The sequence below is a fragment of the Streptomyces cyaneofuscatus genome, assembly GCF_033109485.1.
Classification (GTDB): domain Bacteria; phylum Actinomycetota; class Actinomycetes; order Streptomycetales; family Streptomycetaceae; genus Streptomyces; species Streptomyces cyaneofuscatus.
Window position 1 is genome coordinate 4,347,949 of the sequence record NZ_CP137002.1, and the last position, 15,519, is coordinate 4,363,467.

At 72.2% G+C, this 15,519-nt stretch carries 15 protein-coding genes; 7 read left to right on the top strand and 8 right to left on the bottom strand.

What is annotated here, in order from left to right:
• The first annotated feature begins 87 nt into the window (after positions 1-87).
• The 5 genes from R2B67_RS19290 (at position 88) to R2B67_RS19310 (ending at position 5,440) form a co-directional block, all read left to right on the top strand.
• On the top strand, positions 88-987 hold the full coding sequence (locus R2B67_RS19290) for an alpha/beta hydrolase family protein (RefSeq protein ID WP_317819777.1): 900 nt from the start codon (positions 88-90) through the stop codon (positions 985-987).
• A 127-nt stretch (positions 988-1,114) separates the two neighbouring features.
• On the top strand, positions 1,115-1,936 hold the full coding sequence (locus R2B67_RS19295) for an NmrA family NAD(P)-binding protein (protein ID WP_317819778.1): 822 nt from the start codon (positions 1,115-1,117) through the stop codon (positions 1,934-1,936).
• 162 nt (positions 1,937-2,098) lie between these two features.
• Positions 2,099-3,490, top strand: coding sequence for a sensor histidine kinase (locus tag R2B67_RS19300; protein ID WP_317819780.1), 1,392 nt, complete (start codon positions 2,099-2,101; stop codon positions 3,488-3,490).
• Positions 3,487-4,179, top strand: a complete 693-nt coding sequence (locus R2B67_RS19305) for a response regulator (RefSeq protein ID WP_317819782.1) — start codon at positions 3,487-3,489, stop codon at positions 4,177-4,179. Before R2B67_RS19300 ends, R2B67_RS19305 begins: the two co-directional genes overlap by 4 nt.
• Positions 4,180-4,234: 55 nt before the next feature.
• Positions 4,235-5,440 (top strand): cytochrome P450, encoded by a 1,206-nt coding sequence (locus R2B67_RS19310; protein ID WP_317819783.1) that lies wholly within the window; start codon positions 4,235-4,237, stop codon positions 5,438-5,440.
• Positions 5,441-5,468: 28 nt separating this feature from the next.
• Here the strand turns inward: R2B67_RS19310 and R2B67_RS19315 are convergent, their stop codons facing one another.
• The 3 genes from R2B67_RS19315 to R2B67_RS19325 all read right to left on the bottom strand — a co-directional run bounded on the left by R2B67_RS19315 (position 5,469) and on the right by R2B67_RS19325 (position 7,128).
• Positions 5,469-5,804, bottom strand: a complete 336-nt coding sequence (locus tag R2B67_RS19315; protein WP_317819785.1) for a hypothetical protein — start codon at positions 5,802-5,804, stop codon at positions 5,469-5,471.
• A gap of 93 nt (positions 5,805-5,897) precedes the next feature.
• Positions 5,898-6,170, bottom strand: coding sequence for a DUF1876 domain-containing protein (locus R2B67_RS19320; protein WP_317824906.1), 273 nt, complete (start codon positions 6,168-6,170; stop codon positions 5,898-5,900).
• A 76-nt stretch (positions 6,171-6,246) separates the two neighbouring features.
• Positions 6,247-7,128: a diacylglycerol kinase gene (locus tag R2B67_RS19325; RefSeq protein WP_317819786.1), complete on the bottom strand. Its 882-nt coding sequence runs from the start codon at positions 7,126-7,128 to the stop codon at positions 6,247-6,249.
• A 186-nt stretch (positions 7,129-7,314) separates the two neighbouring features.
• Here R2B67_RS19325 and R2B67_RS19330 point away from each other — a divergent pair, with 186 nt between their 5' ends.
• Positions 7,315-8,598 carry an adenylosuccinate synthase gene (locus R2B67_RS19330; protein ID WP_026241849.1) on the top strand — a complete coding sequence of 428 codons (1,284 nt, stop codon included), beginning with the start codon at positions 7,315-7,317 and terminating at the stop codon, positions 8,596-8,598.
• Positions 8,599-8,676: 78 nt separating this feature from the next.
• Here R2B67_RS19330 and R2B67_RS19335 read toward each other — a convergent pair whose 3' ends face one another.
• The 4 genes from R2B67_RS19335 to R2B67_RS19350 all read right to left on the bottom strand — a co-directional run bounded on the left by R2B67_RS19335 (position 8,677) and on the right by R2B67_RS19350 (position 12,977).
• Entirely contained in the window at positions 8,677-10,206 is a 1,530-nt protein-coding gene (locus R2B67_RS19335) for a substrate-binding domain-containing protein (RefSeq protein WP_317819787.1), read from the bottom strand.
• A 61-nt stretch (positions 10,207-10,267) separates the two neighbouring features.
• Positions 10,268-11,539, bottom strand: a complete 1,272-nt coding sequence (locus R2B67_RS19340; RefSeq protein ID WP_317819788.1) for an oxygenase MpaB family protein — start codon at positions 11,537-11,539, stop codon at positions 10,268-10,270.
• 54 nt (positions 11,540-11,593) lie between these two features.
• Entirely contained in the window at positions 11,594-12,673 is a 1,080-nt protein-coding gene (locus R2B67_RS19345) for a polyprenyl synthetase family protein (protein ID WP_317824907.1), read from the bottom strand.
• Positions 12,660-12,977, bottom strand: coding sequence for a hypothetical protein (locus tag R2B67_RS19350; RefSeq protein WP_317819789.1), 318 nt, complete (start codon positions 12,975-12,977; stop codon positions 12,660-12,662). Before R2B67_RS19350 ends, R2B67_RS19345 begins: the two co-directional genes overlap by 14 nt.
• A gap of 431 nt (positions 12,978-13,408) precedes the next feature.
• Between R2B67_RS19350 and R2B67_RS19355 the strand changes: the two genes are divergently transcribed.
• Positions 13,409-14,293, top strand: a complete 885-nt coding sequence (locus tag R2B67_RS19355; protein ID WP_317819790.1) for a glycoside hydrolase family 19 protein — start codon at positions 13,409-13,411, stop codon at positions 14,291-14,293.
• Between the two features lie 92 nt (positions 14,294-14,385).
• Here R2B67_RS19355 and dnaN read toward each other — a convergent pair whose 3' ends face one another.
• Positions 14,386-15,507, bottom strand: coding sequence for a DNA polymerase III subunit beta (dnaN, locus tag R2B67_RS19360; protein ID WP_317819792.1), 1,122 nt, complete (start codon positions 15,505-15,507; stop codon positions 14,386-14,388).
• Positions 15,508-15,519 lie beyond the last annotated feature (12 nt).

Consider the following 15,519-nt stretch of genomic DNA (forward strand, 5'->3'; position numbering starts at 1 on the left):
TACCGTCCCCGCAGGTCAACCCAGTTGGGCACCTGGCACAGGCACAGGCCCCCGGCACAGGACACAGGCATAGGACGGTTGAGCAGCATGTCGGATTCCCCGGGCTTCCCGGACTCTGTCGCGCGTGATCGGGACGACGCCGAGAGCGCGTCGGCGTTCGCTCATCCCGCCGTCGCCCCCGACCGGACCGCCGCCTACGGTGACCACCCCGACCAGGTCATCGACTTCTACGCCCCGCGCGACGGCCGCACCGCCGCCCCCCTCGTCGTCCTGCTGCACGGCGGCGCCTGGCGGGCCCCCTACGACCGGGCGCACGTCTCCCCGCTCGCGGACTTCCTGGCCCGGCGGGGGTTCGCCGTGGCGAGCGTGGAGTACCGGCGCGGCGGTGAGGAGGGCCACGGGCAGGAGCCCGGTGCCGACCCCGTGGCGGGGCGCTGGCCGGAAACCCTCGACGATGTGGCCGCCGCCCTCGACGCCGTACCGGCGCTGGCCGCACGGGAGCTGCCGGAGGCCGACGTCCGCCGCATCGTGGTCACCGGGCACTCCGCGGGCGGTCACCTCGCGCTCTGGGCGGCCGCACGCCATGTGCTGCCCGAGGGGTCGCCGTGGCACCTGCCCGCCCCGCCGCCGCTGCGCGGGGTCGTCGCGCTGGCCCCGATCGCGGACTTCGCCACGGCGGTGGAGCTGGGGGTGTGCGGCGGTGCGGTCACCCAACTCCTGGGGGACGGCGGGGAGTCGGCGGACCGTACGGCCCAGGCCGACCCCACCGCCCTGCTGCCCACCGGGATCGCCACCGCGATCGTGCACGGTGAGGAGGACATCGTCGTCCCGCTGGCCGTCTCGGAGGCGTACGTCGACGCGGCGGCGAAGTCCGGCGAGATGGTCGGGCTCACCCTGCTCGGGGACGTCGGGCACTTCCCGCTGATCGACCCGGCCGCCGACGCCTGCGCGATCGTGGCGGAGGAGATCACGCAGCTGGCGTGGTGAGGTTCCCGGTACGTCGTCTCATCGCGCATTCGTCGCGGACAGAAGCTGACCGCAAGGGTTCCTAAGTTGGTTGTTGTCGAACCGAACGGTCGAACCGGACGGTCGGACCCAACTAAGGAGACCCGCAATGACGATCCTGGTGACCGGAGCCACGGGAACGGTCGGCCGTCGAGTGGTCGAGCAGCTGCTGGAGCGCGGCGAGCACGTCCGGGCCGTGACGCGCGACCCGGCGCGCGCGGAGTTCCCCGCGGGCGTCGACGTCGTCCGCGGTGACCTCGCCGACCCGGCGTCGCTGGAGAGCGCGCTGGAGGGCGTGACCGGGCTGCACCTGATCACCTTCGACGGCGGCCTCTTCGCCCCGCTGACGACCGGCGAGGAGCTCATGGAGCGGGCCCGCGCGGCGGGGGTGCGCCGGGTGACCGTGCTCAACGGCGGCGGGGACACCCCGATGGAGACCGCGGTACGGGAGAGCGGGCTGGCGTGGACGGTCGTCATGCCGGTCGAGTTCATGGCGAACGCCTTGGAGTGGGCGCCCGACATCAAGGCCGAGGGCGTCGTCCGCGAGCCCTTCGTCGACCGGCTCAGCGCGATGGTCCACGAGTCCGATATCGGTTCGGTCGCGGCGACGGCGCTCACCGAGGACGGCCACGGCGGCCAGGTGTACCTGGTCACCGGACCGCAGGCGCTGACCGTCGGCGACAAGGTGGCGGCCATCGCGGCGGCGCGGGGGCAGGAGATCGAGCTGGTGGAGCTCACCGAGGAGGAGGCGCTCACCGGCTGGCGGGCCAAGGGGATGCCCGAGGACGTCATCGGGTTCCTGATCGAGGTCTACCGGGACACCCCGCCGGAGGGGAAGACGGTGATCGACACCGTCGAGAAGGTCACCGGGCGGCCGGCGCGGACGTTCGCGCAGTGGGCCGGGGAGAACGCGGAATTCTTCCGTCCGTAGGGGCCGGGGAGGGGGCTCCAGGAGAGGCCTGGGAGCGTGCCGGGGCGGCGTCGGGGGGCGCCGCCCCGGGGCGTGAGTAGGGCGCGTAGTCCTTGAGAGGGATGCCCCGGAATCACCATCGATAGGGACGACCCGTACTCCGCGGCCGCCTACCGTGGAAACGTGACCGAGACCCAGACGAAGACCAGTAGCCCGGAGATCCGGGCCGCCGCCGGCGCGATGGACGGCCTGCGGGAAGACCTCATCCGCCCCGTGTTCGCCTACCGCCCGCTGCCGCCCCTCTCGCCCGAGGGGCGGTTCATACGCCGGCTGCCCGACGGGCTGAAGCGGGCCGTCGTCTGGACCCCGCACGCGCTGGTGCTGTTCGCCGCCTTCATCGTGATGATGGCCGGGTTCGCCAACTGGCACTTCCGCCTCTTCATGGGGCTGGTGCCCGCGATAGCCGTCGCGATGACCCTGGTCAGGCCGATCGCCGCGTTCTGGGCCTCCTGGATCGCCACCCTCTTCTGCGCGCTGCTGGGGAGCGAGGGGCTGTGGGGGCCCAGCGCCTTCATGGCGCAGGCGGTGGTCATGGTGGTCGTGGCGGCCCGGACCCGGCCCCGTACGGCGCTCTGGATGTGGCTGCTGACGCTGCTGTTCGGGGTGGTGCTGGAGGGCGGGGACCCGTCCATCACCGCGCCCATGGCCGTCCTGACCGCCTTCGCCCTGCTCGTCGTCACCGTCTTCCAGGTCCGGCGCGCCGCCGAGCGGGAGGTCCGGGACGCCGAGCGCGAGATCACCGTGCAGCGCACCGTCACCGCCGTCGAGCGCGACCGGCGCACGCTGCTGGAGGAGCGCACCACCATCGCCCGTGAGCTGCACGACGTGGTCGCCCACCACATGTCGGTCGTCGCGATCCAGGCGGAGGCCGCCCCCTACCGGGTGGAGAACCCGCCGCCCGAGCTGGAGCAGGCCTTCGTCACCATCCGGGAGAACGCGGTGGCGGCCCTCACCGAACTGCGCCGCGTCCTCGGAGTCGTCCGCGCCGAGGACTACGAGGCCCCGGACGCCCCGCAGCCCACGCTCGCCGTCCTCGACGGGCTCCTGGACAACGTCCGCGAGACGGGTCTGGAGACGGAGAAGGTGATCACGGGGGCCGTCCGCGAGCTGCCCCAGGGCGTCGAGCTGTCGGCGTACCGGATCATCCAGGAGGCCCTCAGCAACACCCTGCGGCACGCACCGGGCGCCACCGCCCGGGTCGAGATCGCGTACGTGCTCGGCGGGATCGGGCTGCGGATCGTCAACGGGCCCCCGAGGGGTCTGGTCAAGCCGTCGCCGGGGGCCGGGCACGGGATCACCGGGATGCGGGAGCGGGTGGCGATGCTGAACGGCGCGATGACGGCCGCTGTGGCGGAGGACGGCGGGTACGAGGTCGCGGTGTTCCTGCCCGTGCCGCCGGCGGAGAACGAGCCGGACGACCGGGACGGCCGGGGCGATCGGGACGGCCGGGGCGATCGGGGCGACCGGGGTGCCGTGGCGGAGACGCTCGTCATCGAACGGGACGGCGGCGCATGAGCGGCACCGGCACCACCGCGGGGGCGGGCACCGACATCCGCGTCCTGATCGTCGACGACCAGATGATGGTCCGCGAGGGCTTCTCCGTCCTGCTCAACGCGATGCCCGGGATCACCGTCGTGGGGGAGGCGGTGGACGGCCGGCAGGCCGTCGCCCAGGTCTCCGTCCTGCGCCCGGACGTGGTCCTGATGGACATCCGGATGCCCGAGATGAACGGCATCGAGGCGACCCGCGAGATCGTCGCGCAGGACGCGGACGCCAAGGTGCTGGTCCTGACGACGTTCGACCTGGACGAGTACGTGTACCAGGCGCTGCGGGCCGGGGCCTCGGGCTTCCTCCTCAAGGACGCCTCGGCCCGGCAGCTCGCGGACGGCGTACGGGTGGTGGCCTCGGGCGAGGCGCTGCTCGCGCCGACCGTCACCCGGCGGCTGATCACCGAGTTCTCCAAGCTCGCGGAGACCCCGCGGCCGCCCGCCCTCGCCCGGATCGGGGACCTCACGGAGCGGGAGACGGAGGTGCTCGTCCTGATCGCGCAGGGGCTCTCCAACGCGGAGATCGCCTCGCATCTGATCGTCGCGGAGTCCACGATCAAGACGCATGTGAGCCGGATCCTGGTGAAGCTGGGGCTGCGCGACCGGACGCAGGCGGCGGTGTTCGCGTACGAGGCGAGGCTGGTCACGCCGGGGTGACCCCGGCCTTCACCGGCCCCCTTGCGGTGGTGGCGGACGCGGGTAGCGTCGGGACATGCACGTGTCCTTCGATCCCTGGTCGCCCGCGTTCGTCGCCGATCCCTACCCCGCCTACGCCGCCCTGCGGGCCGCCGGCCGGGTGCACTGGTTCGAGCCGACCGGGCAGTGGCTGATCCCGCACCACTCCGACGTATCGGCCCTGCTGCGCGACCGGCGGCTGGGCCGTACGTATCTGCACCGCTTCACCCACGAGGAGTTCGGCCGCACGCCGCCGCCCGCCGCGCACGAGCCGTTCACCACGCTCAACGGGCAGGGGCTGCTGGACCTGGAGGCGCCCGACCACCCCCGGATCCGGCGGCTCGTCTCCAAGGCGTTCACCCCGCGTACGGTCGAGAACCTCGCCCCGACCGTACGGCGGCTGGCGGCCGGGCTGGTCGACGCGTTCGTGGCCAAGGGCGGCGGGGACCTGCTGGCGGAGGTCGCCGAACCGCTGCCGGTCGCCGTGATCGCGGAGATGCTGGGCGTGCCGGAGGAGGACCGGGGGCCGCTGCGGCCCTGGTCGGCGGCGATCTGCGGGATGTACGAGCTGAACCCGTCGGAGGAGACGGCGAAGGCGGCGGTCCGGGCGTCGGAGGAGTTCTCAGCGTATCTGCGCGGGCTGATCGCCGAGCGGCGCACCGCCCCCGGCGACGACCTGATCTCGGCGCTCATCGCCGCCCACGACGACGGGGAGCGGCTGACCGAGCAGGAGATGGTCTCCACGTGTGTGCTGCTGCTGAACGCGGGCCACGAGGCGACGGTGAACACCACGGTCAACGGGTGGCGCACGCTCTTCCACCACCCGGAGCAGCTGGCCGCCCTGCGTGCCGCCCCGGCCTTGCTGCCGACCGCGATCGAGGAACTCCTGCGCTACGACACCCCGTTGCAACTGTTCGAGCGGTGGGTGCTGGACGACATCGAGGTCGACGGGCAGGTGATCGGGCGGGGCTCGGAGGTGGCGCTGCTGTTCGGCTCGGCCAACCGGGACCCGGAGCGGTTCGCTGAGCCGGAGAGGCTGGATCTGACCCGCGCCGACAACCCGCATGTCACGTTCGGTGCGGGTATCCACTACTGCCTGGGTGCGCCGCTCGCCCGGATCGAACTGGAGGCGTCTTTCGGGGAGTTGCTGCGGAAGGCGCCCGCGATGCGGATGGTGGCGGAGCCGGAGTGGCAGCCGGGGTATGTGATCCGGGGGCTGAAGGAGCTGGTGGTGGAGGTGTAGGCGGTGCCTGTGCGGTCAGCCTGCGCGGTCAGCAGGGGGAGCCGCAGTCCTGGAGTGCCTGGGGGGCGGCCAGGACGTCGAAGGCGTACCCGAAGGCGGCGATACCCCCGAGGGTCGCGAGGAGCCCGAGCGCCGGGCGCCACCGGCCCCGGACGACGGCGAGGACGGCCAGGGCGGCGGTGGCTCCGCCGAGGGCCAGGACGGGGAGACCGAGCCAGAGGACGGCGGGGTTGGTCTCGCCCTCGAAGGCGCCGAAGAGGCCCCTTCTGCCGTACGGGAACCAGGCCGCGATGCCCGCGAGGGCGCCGAGGAGGGCGGCCGCACAGCCGATGGTGCCGGTGACGGCGTCTTGTCGGGTCTCCATGTGCGGGGAGACGCGGTGGGGTGCGGGCGTGGTTCCAGCGCTCCAAGCCCCTCCGGCGATTGAGGAGCGGGGGTTCGGGGGCGGAGCCCCCGACTAGGTCATCGGGTACGACGTCCGGCCCGAGGCCTCGTCGATCTCGTCGTGGGCCTTGGTCAGGAGTTTCATCGCCAGTTCGTTCAGGGCCCTGGCCCCCGCGATCTCCTCGCCCACCCGCTGCTGGTCCTCGTCCGAGGGGTGGCGGCTGGCGTAGCCGTGGGCGCGTACCTCGGTCCCGTCGGAGAGGCGGACCAGGGCCGCCGCGCGGGTGCGGTGGGAGTCCTCCTCGAATTCGAGGTCGATGTGCCAGCCGACAGCGACTCGGGGCATGGTGGTGCTGGTCATGACGGTCACCTCCGCGGCCGATTTCCGTACAGCTCCGCGTACGTATCCCGTACGTACCCCTCTAGCGTCCTCCCGCAGCGCCGTCCGCGCTCGCCGGGAGCGGCAGCATCAGCCCCCAGGCGCCCGCCCGCACGGTCCAGGTCCGGGTGCGGACCGGGCCGCCGGTCTGTATGTCGGCCCGGTAGCGGAAGTCCGCGCCCGAGACGGTGACGGCCTTGGCCTCGACCGTGACGTCCTCGCCGTCCGGGGTGCTGACCACCACATCGGCCAGGCCCCCGTCGCCCTGGGAGAGCACCGAGACGCCGCGCACGGGCGCGTCCAGGTCGCTCAGCAGCACCCCGTCCGCCTCGATCCGCAGCCGGTACGTCCCCGGGGGCGCGGTGGCGGCGCCCGGGGACGCCGGGCGGACCAGGGACGTCATCAGGGAGCGGCAGGTGTCCCAGACGGCCGTGACGCCCGTGTGCGGGGCCCCCGCACCGGGCGCCGGCGTGGGGGCGGGGATGCGCAGCCGGCCGAGCACCACGCCGTCGCTGTCGTCCACGAGCAGGTCCAGCCGCCGCACCGCCCCGTCCAGCGCCGTCCGCGCGGCCGCCACCGCGCCCCGGGGCACGCCGAGCGCATGGGCCACCTCCAGGGCGTGTGCGGCGCCCACGGGAATCAGGGAGAGGACGCCCCCGGCGAGCTCCCGCTCCCGGTGGAGCTGGGCCACGGCCCGCAGCAGCGCGCGGTCGTCGCCGACCACCACCGGGCGGCGCGAACCCCGCCGGGACAGGGCCCGGGCGAACTCCTCCGGGGTGTCCGGAAGGCAGATCTTGGCGTGCGAGCCGGCGCTCAGCACGTCCTTCGCGATACGGACGGACTCGCCGTCGGTCCGGCGGGCGACCGGGTCGATGACCACCAGAAGCTGGTCGCCGCCGTCGCCGGGGGGCTCTGCAGCCGACACCTCGGTCCTTCCTCGGGTAGCATCTTGGTGCAAGAGCCCCTTGCGCTATTGCGCCAGGGGCTTCGTCTATTCCGGGGCACCCGGTTCGACGGCTCAGGCTTTGCCGTACATCGTCGTGCGGCAGGTACGACCTTTACGTACGCCCCCTGACCTTGGACATGCCCCGCCCGGAAGGGGTGTACGCCTGTGCCCGCACTTGTGCTGCTCGGTGCTCAGTGGGGTGACGAGGGCAAGGGGAAGGCCACCGATCTCCTCGGTGGATCCGTGGACTATGTCGTGCGATACCAAGGCGGGAACAACGCCGGTCACACGGTCGTCGTAGGCGACCAGAAGTACGCACTGCATCTCCTCCCCTCCGGAATCCTGTCGCCGGGCTGTACCCCGGTCATCGGGAACGGTGTCGTGGTCGACCCGGCGGTCCTGCTCTCCGAGCTGAGCGGTCTGAACGAGCGAGGCGTCGACACGTCCAAGCTTCTGATCAGCGGCAACGCTCATTTGATCACTCCGTACAACGTCACGCTCGACAAGGTGACCGAGCGCTTCCTCGGGAAGCGCAAGATCGGCACGACGGGCCGGGGCATCGGCCCGACGTACGCCGACAAGATCAACCGGGTGGGGATCCGCGTCCAGGACCTCTACGACGAGTCGATCCTGGAGCAGAAGGTGGAGGCGGCCCTGGAGCAGAAGAACCAGCTCCTGGCCAAGGTCTTCAACCGCCGGGCCATCGAGGCCGGCAAGGTCGTCGAGGACATGCTCCAGTACGCGGAGCAGATCAAGCCGTTCGTCGCCGACACGACCCTGATCCTGAACGATGCCATCGACGAGGGCAAGGTCGTGCTCTTCGAGGGCGGCCAGGGCACGCTGCTCGACGTCGACCACGGCACCTATCCCTTCGTCACCTCGTCGAACCCGACGGCGGGCGGCGCCTGCACCGGTGCCGGTGTCGGCCCGACGAAGATCAGCCGCGTCATCGGCATCCTCAAGGCCTATACGACGCGTGTCGGCGCCGGTCCGTTCCCGACGGAGCTGCACGACGAGGACGGCGAGGCGCTGCGGCGCATCGGCGGCGAGCGCGGTGTCACCACCGGCCGTGACCGCCGCTGCGGCTGGTTCGACGCCCCGATCGCGCGGTACGCGACCCGGGTCAACGGCCTGACCGACTTCTTCCTCACCAAGCTCGACGTCCTCACCGGCTGGGAGCAGATCCCGGTCTGCGTGGCGTATGAGATCGACGGCAAGCGCGTCGAGGAACTCCCGTACAACCAGACCGACTTCCACCACGCGAAGCCGATCTACGAGAACCTGCCGGGCTGGTCCGAGGACATCACCAAGGCCCAGACCTTCGACGATCTGCCGAAGAACGCGAAGGCGTACGTCAAGGCGCTGGAGGAGATGTCGGGCGCCCCGATCTCCGCGATCGGCGTCGGCCCCGGCCGGACCGAGACGATCCAGATCAACTCGTTCCTCTAAGCACAACAGGGCAGTACGGAGCGGTACGCGAAGGGCCCCGGGTCGGTGACGATCCGGGGCCCTTCGCGCGAGAGGTGCTCAGTCCTCGCCGCAGACCCGCAGCCCCTTCGGTGTCGCGCACGGCAGGTGGCCGTGGATGTGGATGACGTCCTGGCCGCGTCCCCGGCTCAGGTAGCCGAGGAAGCTGGAGGCCAGGGAGTCGGCGGGCGGGCGGCCGTAGGTGTACGCGTACTCGATCTCCCGGTACGGGTAGGGGCTGGTGCCGATCGTGTCGACGGACGGGTGGGCGCCGTCGATCGCGATGCGGTGGAGGCCGCGCGGCTCGCTGCCGGAGCGCAGTTCGCTGTAGCCGAGCGCGCCGTCCAGCCGGGCGACGGTGGCCAGGACCTGGTCGGTGCCGTCGAGTTCGCAGCGGGTCACCGGGGCGCGCGGGTCGTCCTTGGTGGCGCAGTCGCGGGAGGACTGGGCGGGTTCGTTGCGGTCCAGGACCCGGCGCTGGAACACCTCGCGCGTACCGGAGTTGGCGTCCCGGCTGACGAGCAGGATCTCCAGGTCCGGGCCGCCGAGCTCCCGCCAGTTGCGGATCTCGCCCGCGTAGATGCGGCGGATGTCGGCGAGGGCGAGGTCGCGCACCGGCACCCGGTCGTTCACGACCAGCGAGAACAGCGACACGGCGACCCGGGTCTCGCGCAGCTCCGGGTGGCCGGGCGGCTTCGGCCCGTCCGAGAGGGCCACCAGCCCCGGTGATCCCGACTTCCCGGCCCGCGCGCCCTCGTCCGCGAGTTCGCGGATGCCGGAGTTGCTGCCGTGCGGGTCCACCTCGATCCGGGAGCCCTCGCACTCCTTCATGTACGTCGCGGCCAGCTCCCGTACGACGGGGGCGAAGGCCGTCGATCCCGTCACCCGGAGCTCGCCCCGCGCGCAGTCGAGCGGGGGCGGGGTGTCGTCCCGGACCAGGATGATCGCGGCGAGCGCCATGACGCAGACGGTCAGCGTCACGGTGATGAGCCGGGCGGCCCGGCCGAACAGCGGCGGTTTGTCGTCGGGGCGGGCGGCGCGGTTGACGGTCACCTCACCGTCCCGGATGCCGCCGGTGATCCGGATCGCGGAGCCGACGTCGGCGCCGGTCAGCAGCACCAGCAGCTTGAAGTGCTCGCCCCGGTTCAGCGGGACGCGGGGCAGCCGGATCAGCGACCCGGCGTGCCGCATCCCGGCGGCCGGGGTGAAGTGCTCCATCAGGTGTGCGGCGCCGGGGGGCTGGGTGACCGCTATGCCGCGTACCGTGCGTCCGGTGAACTCGACGGTCAGGCCGTGCAGTTCGCGCCCGGTGTAGTCGCTGTCGACGATGGACTGCGAGCCGTCGTTCTCGACGCGCAGCAGGACGAGCGTGGCGTCCGACATGTCGGGGGTCTCGCTGAAGAGCCCGAGGCGTACGTTGGCCCGGCCCTGGCTCACGTCGCTGCCGATGGGCGTGTCCATCTGGACGCGGTAGCCGATGCGTTTACGGCGGGGCACCCGGCGCTCGTACCAGAGCACCCCGACCGAGGCGAGGACGCCCAGCACGGCGGTGAGGACCGCCACGACGTTCTCGGCGCTGAACCACTCCACGGCTGCCCCCCGGTCCCCCGTGCTCGCGCGTCCGGCCCCCGTGCCCGCGCGTCGGTGCGAGTCACCGTAGGCGGGCGGGGAGGGGATCGGGAGGGGTGGGAGGAGAGTGACGGCTGTTGTTCTCCCTTTGTTCAGGCGGTAGTTGAGACTCCTGCCGGGGTTCCTGCCTGGGTCCCGGAACCGTCGCCGGCGGAGGGCTCCAGCGGCCGGTCCTGGCGGGCCCGGACGGGACGCCGTACTCCTTCTTGAGGTGCTCGGGGATGGCGTAGTGCATGACGCGTCCCCGGGTCAGGGAGGACAGCTCCAGCACGGTGGTGAGGTGCCCGATCCGGTCCAGGGCCCAGGCGCCCAGCGGTGAGCGGTCCTCGATGGCCTCCAGGACGCCGAGCAGGTGCGGGACGGCCTTGGCGACGGTGTCCCAGGGCGTACGGGGAACCTCCAGCCAGTCCGCGCAGGTGTCGCCCACGAGGTGGCGGATGAGGGCGGAGACGATCGGGTCGAAGAACGTGCCGGGGACGACCTCCTCGTAGAGGTCGATGAGCTGCCGGGTCAGCAGCGCGCCCTCGGGGGACGGACCCATGTGCCGGATCATGTAGAGATCGAGGAACTCCCGTGCTTCGGCGGTGGACTTGGGTACGGCGTCCTGGTCAACGCCCAGCATCGCGCCGACCACCCGCCACGCGTAGTAGTAGGCGTCCGCGCCCTCCTCGGACATGTGGATGCCGAGCCGGTGCAGGCTGTCCAGGACCAGCATCGAGAAGAACATCTGCCCGCCGATCATGTCCTCCTGGCAGATCGGCACCCCCGCACTCTCCGTGTCCCAGGCGCCCTCGCGCCGCAGGTGGTGGCGGATCGACGCGTGCAGGAGCCGTACCTTCTGCGCTGCCGGGATGAAGCGGCTGCCGGCCTCGAAGGCGTCCGGTTGCATCAGGTACACGGTGAACTGGCCGGTCTCCGCCATCCGCTTGGACGGGTAGTTCAGCCCGTGCGTCGCCGACAGCAGCTTCGCCACGTGCGGGACGACGTAACAGGCGGGCATGGAGGCGAAGGAGAGGGCGGTGGAGATGTGCACGTTGTTGTCGATGAAGAACAACCGGGCCTTCTCCATCTCGCCCCAGTCCACCCAGGACGGTGGCGCGGCCGTGGCGTTGAGGTACTCCCGGGCCACGTCCGGCAGGCCGTCGGGGAGCGGGGCGCCGGCGGTGGAGACGTACCGCATCAGGGTGTTGAACGTGCCGACCTCGCCGCGTTCGAAGAGCGTGGCGACCGTGGCGTCGGCGAGTTCGTCGCCGCTGCGGCGGAGGGCGTCCAGCGATGCCTGGGTGTAGGTCATGGTGGTGCTCCTTCTCTTCGTACGTCCGCGCCCTCGTCGGGGATCGGGGAGGCGTCAGGAACGGCGGACGGCCGCCGAGTGCGCGAGGCCGGTGAGGGCGGTGGCGGCGGGGCCGGGCAGGTCCAGCTCGTCGAGGGCGTGCAGGGCCTCCTCGACCCGGCCGGTGATCATGGCCTCGATGCGGTCGGGGGCCTTCAGGCGGCGCATCACGTCGCGCACGGCGTCGGCCGAATCGGCAGTACCGGAGGCGGCGTCGGCCTCCGCCCCGGCCGCGAGCAGGGTGCGCAGGCGGGCGCGGTCCTCCTCCCCGGCCAGCCGCCAGGTCTCCGCGAGCAGGGCGGTCGGCCGGTGGCCGCGTACGTCGTCGGAGCCGTCCTTCCCGGTGAGGGCCGGGTCCCCGAACAGGCCCAGGAGGTCGTCCCGCAGCTGGAACGCCTCGCCCAGCGGCAGCCCGTACGCCGAGCAACCCGCGCGCAGCCGTTCACCGGCCCCGCCCAGCAGCGCGCCGATCAACAGGGGCTGCTCCACGGTGTACTTGGCAGTCTTGTAGCGGACGACCTTGAGCGAGAACGCCGTATCGGGGGCGGCCGCCCCGGTGTGCAGGATCTCCAGGCACTCGCCCGCGATCAACTCCCGTGCCAGGGCAGCCCAGAGCGGCCGGGCCCGGCCGAGATAGGCGGCGGGCAGGCCGCTGGTGACGAAGAGCTGCCCGGCCATCGACATCAGCAGGTCCCCGGCGAGCATCGCCAACGACCGTGCCGCCAGGCTGGGTTCGTGGTGGCCCTGCACAGCCTCGCGCAGGGCCAGGTGGGCCGTGGGCCGCCCGTGCCGCAGCGGGCTGTCGTCGATCAGGTCGTCGTGGACGACGGCCGCCGCGTGCACCAACTCCATCGAGGCCGCAGCCCGTACGAGGGCGTCGCTGTCGGGCTGCCCGGCTGCGCGCCAGCCCCAGTAGCAGAAGGCCGCCCGCAGCCGCTTGCCGTCCGCCACGGCCGTCTCCACCGCGTCCGCCACGGGGCCCAGGGAGTCGTCGATCGCGGTGAGTTGACCGGCTTCCTCGGCGGCGAAGTGGTGGAGCACCTGGTCCACCCGGGCCTTGAACGCGCTCGGATCCCACCCCTCAGGCACGGTCACCGTCACGGCCGCCGTCACTGTCTCCGCCGTCGGCTCGCTGGGCGATCACCTGGCGGGCGAGCACCTCCAGGTGGGCCGGGGGCGCGGTCGCGTACCGGTCGAGCGCGAGGCGGCCGCGCGCGATCAGGTCCTGCTCGGCCCCGGCCGCCAGCTCGGCCGTGTCGGACCGCCGCAGCAGCCCGCGTACGGAGGTGAGGGCCGCGCCCACCGTGGTCACGGCCAGGTCCGCCAGGCCCGCCGCCAGCAGCACCGCCTGCTCGCCCGGTCCGCCGACGCCATCGCGGGTGTCCGTCGTTCGTTCCACGCCATCCCCCAGCCGCAGTCTGTCCGGAGCCGCTGTCGGCCCGTTCGGCGCCGTCTCGTGCCGCGCTGCCGAGTTTCGCCCGGGGGCGGGCGCCGGTGCCGGGAGAACTCACCAACGAGTGATCGGCGTCTTTCAAACCTGCGGCCCGCCAGGCGGCCGATACCGTCCCGCATGCTGGACGCGCCGAATCCTTTACCTTCGGCCAAGAACCCGTTCGCGGCGTGATCCGGATCGACTGCCGCCGGAATCAGTGCAGTTGAGGGGCCTGTTGGCATCGTTGTCACGGGCGGCGGACGGCTGGTGCGCGCCCTGCGGCACGTCACGAAAGTTGGTCTAGACCTTGACAGGTCCAGACCATCGTCGCTTGAGTGTCGGCACCCCCACGGCGGCGCACGGCCGGACGTCGCGCCGCGTCTAAGGAGTGTGTTCACGTGATCAGACGTGCCCTCAGCCTGCTGGTCGCGCTCGCCGCGGTCGTCGCGGCGTTCGTCGTCCTCCCCGCGGCCACCGCCCAGGCCGCCAACTGCTTCAGCGCCTGGAACTCCTCCTCCGTCTACACCGGCGGCCAGACCGCCTCCTACAACGGCCGCAACTACACGGCCAAGTGGTGGACCCAGAACGAGCGGCCGGGCTCTTCCGACGTCTGGACCGACAACGGCGCCTGCGGCACCGGTGGCGGCGGCGAGCAGCCGGGCACCGGATTCGTCGTCAGCGAGGCCCAGTTCAACCAGATGTTCCCGAACCGGAACTCCTTCTACACCTACAGCGGCCTCACCGCCGCCCTCAGCGCCTACCCGGCCTTCGCCAACACCGGCAGCACCGAGGTGAAGAAGCGCGAGGCTGCGGCCTTCCTCGCCAACGTCAGCCACGAGACCGGCGGACTGGTGTACATCAAGGAAGTCAACGAGGCCAACTACCCGCACTACTGCGACACCACCCAGTCCTACGGCTGCCCCGCCGGCCAGGCCGCGTACTACGGCCGCGGCCCCATCCAGCTGAGCTGGAACTTCAACTACAAGGCCGCCGGTGACGCCCTCGGCATCAACCTGCTCGCCAACCCCTACCTGGTGGAGCAGAACGCCTCCGTGGCCTGGAAGACCGGCCTCTGGTACTGGAACACCCAGAACGGCCCCGGCACCATGACGCCGCACAACGCCATCGTCAACAACCGCGGCTTCGGCGAGACCATCCGCTCCATCAACGGGGCGCTGGAGTGCAACGGCGGCAACCCGGCGCAGGTCCAGAGCCGGATCAACAAGTTCACGCAGTTCACCCAGATCCTCGGCACCACCACCGGCTCGAACCTGAGCTGCTGATCCCCACCCGCTGATCTCCACCCGTACGGGGGTGCGTCCGGCTGCTGCCGGGCGGACCCCCGTACCGGCGTCCGGGACAGGCCCGCACCGGCCTACAGCAGCGGCGGCTTCACCGACATCAGCAGGTGCCGGTGCGCGTCCGACCCCGCCTCGCCCGTGACCATCGCCCGCTGCCCCGCCCCCATCATCAGCAGCCGCAGCGACGGCTCGTCGAACGAGGCGAGGGCGTCCGCCAGATACCCCGGATTGAACGCCACGGTCATCTCCCGGGCGCCCTCCAGCGTCGCGGGCAGCCGCTGGGACGCCACGTCGTCCTCGTAACCGGCCTGGAGATGTACGGAGTTGTCGGCGGCGGAGAACGCCATCTGCACCGGGCTGTCCCCGTCGGCGACCACCGAGACCCGCTTGACGGCCTCCACCAGCCGCGCCCGGTCCACCACCGCGACAGCGGGGCTCTCCAGGGCGAACAGCTTGTCGTGGCGCGGGAGCCGCCCGTCCAGGAGCCGCACGGTGGTCCGCATCCCCGCGTGCTCGAACCCCGCCGATCCGGCGTCCAGCGCCACACTCACCAGCCCGGACCGGCCCAGCGACCGCGCGATCTCGGTCAACCGCCGGGCGGAAACGAGCACATCGGCGCTCTCGCCGCCCGCCGCAGCCGCCTTCCACGGCAGCGTCCGCACCGCGAACCGGTACCGGTCGGTCGCCGCGAGCGTCATCGTCCCGGCCTCCGCGTCGAGCCCCAGCCGGATCCCGGTGAGCGCGGGCAGGGTGTCGTCCCGCCCCGCCGCCACCGCCACATCGGCGACGGCCGCCGCGAACTCCGCCGCCTCCACCGCACCCCGCACCTGCGGGAGCGACGGCAGCGCCGGGTAGTCGGCCAACGGGAGCACGGACAGGCCGAAGCGGGCGCCGTCCCCCGACACCGTGAACCGCGAGCCCTCCACCGCGCACTCCACCGGCCCGTCCGGCAGCACCTTGCAGATGTCGAGCAGGCGCCGCCCCATGACGAGCACCTTCCCCGGACGCAGCACCTCGGCGGCCTCCACGTCGATGCGCGCGGACGCCTCGTAGTCGAGCCCGCTGACGCGCAGCCGCCCGCCCTCGGTGTCCAGCAGGAGCCCGCCCAGTACGGGAACGGGGGAGCGGACCGGCAGGACGCGGGCGGCCCAGGACACGGCTTCGGCCAGGGCACTGCGCTCGATGCGGAACTCCACGGTGGGGCCTCT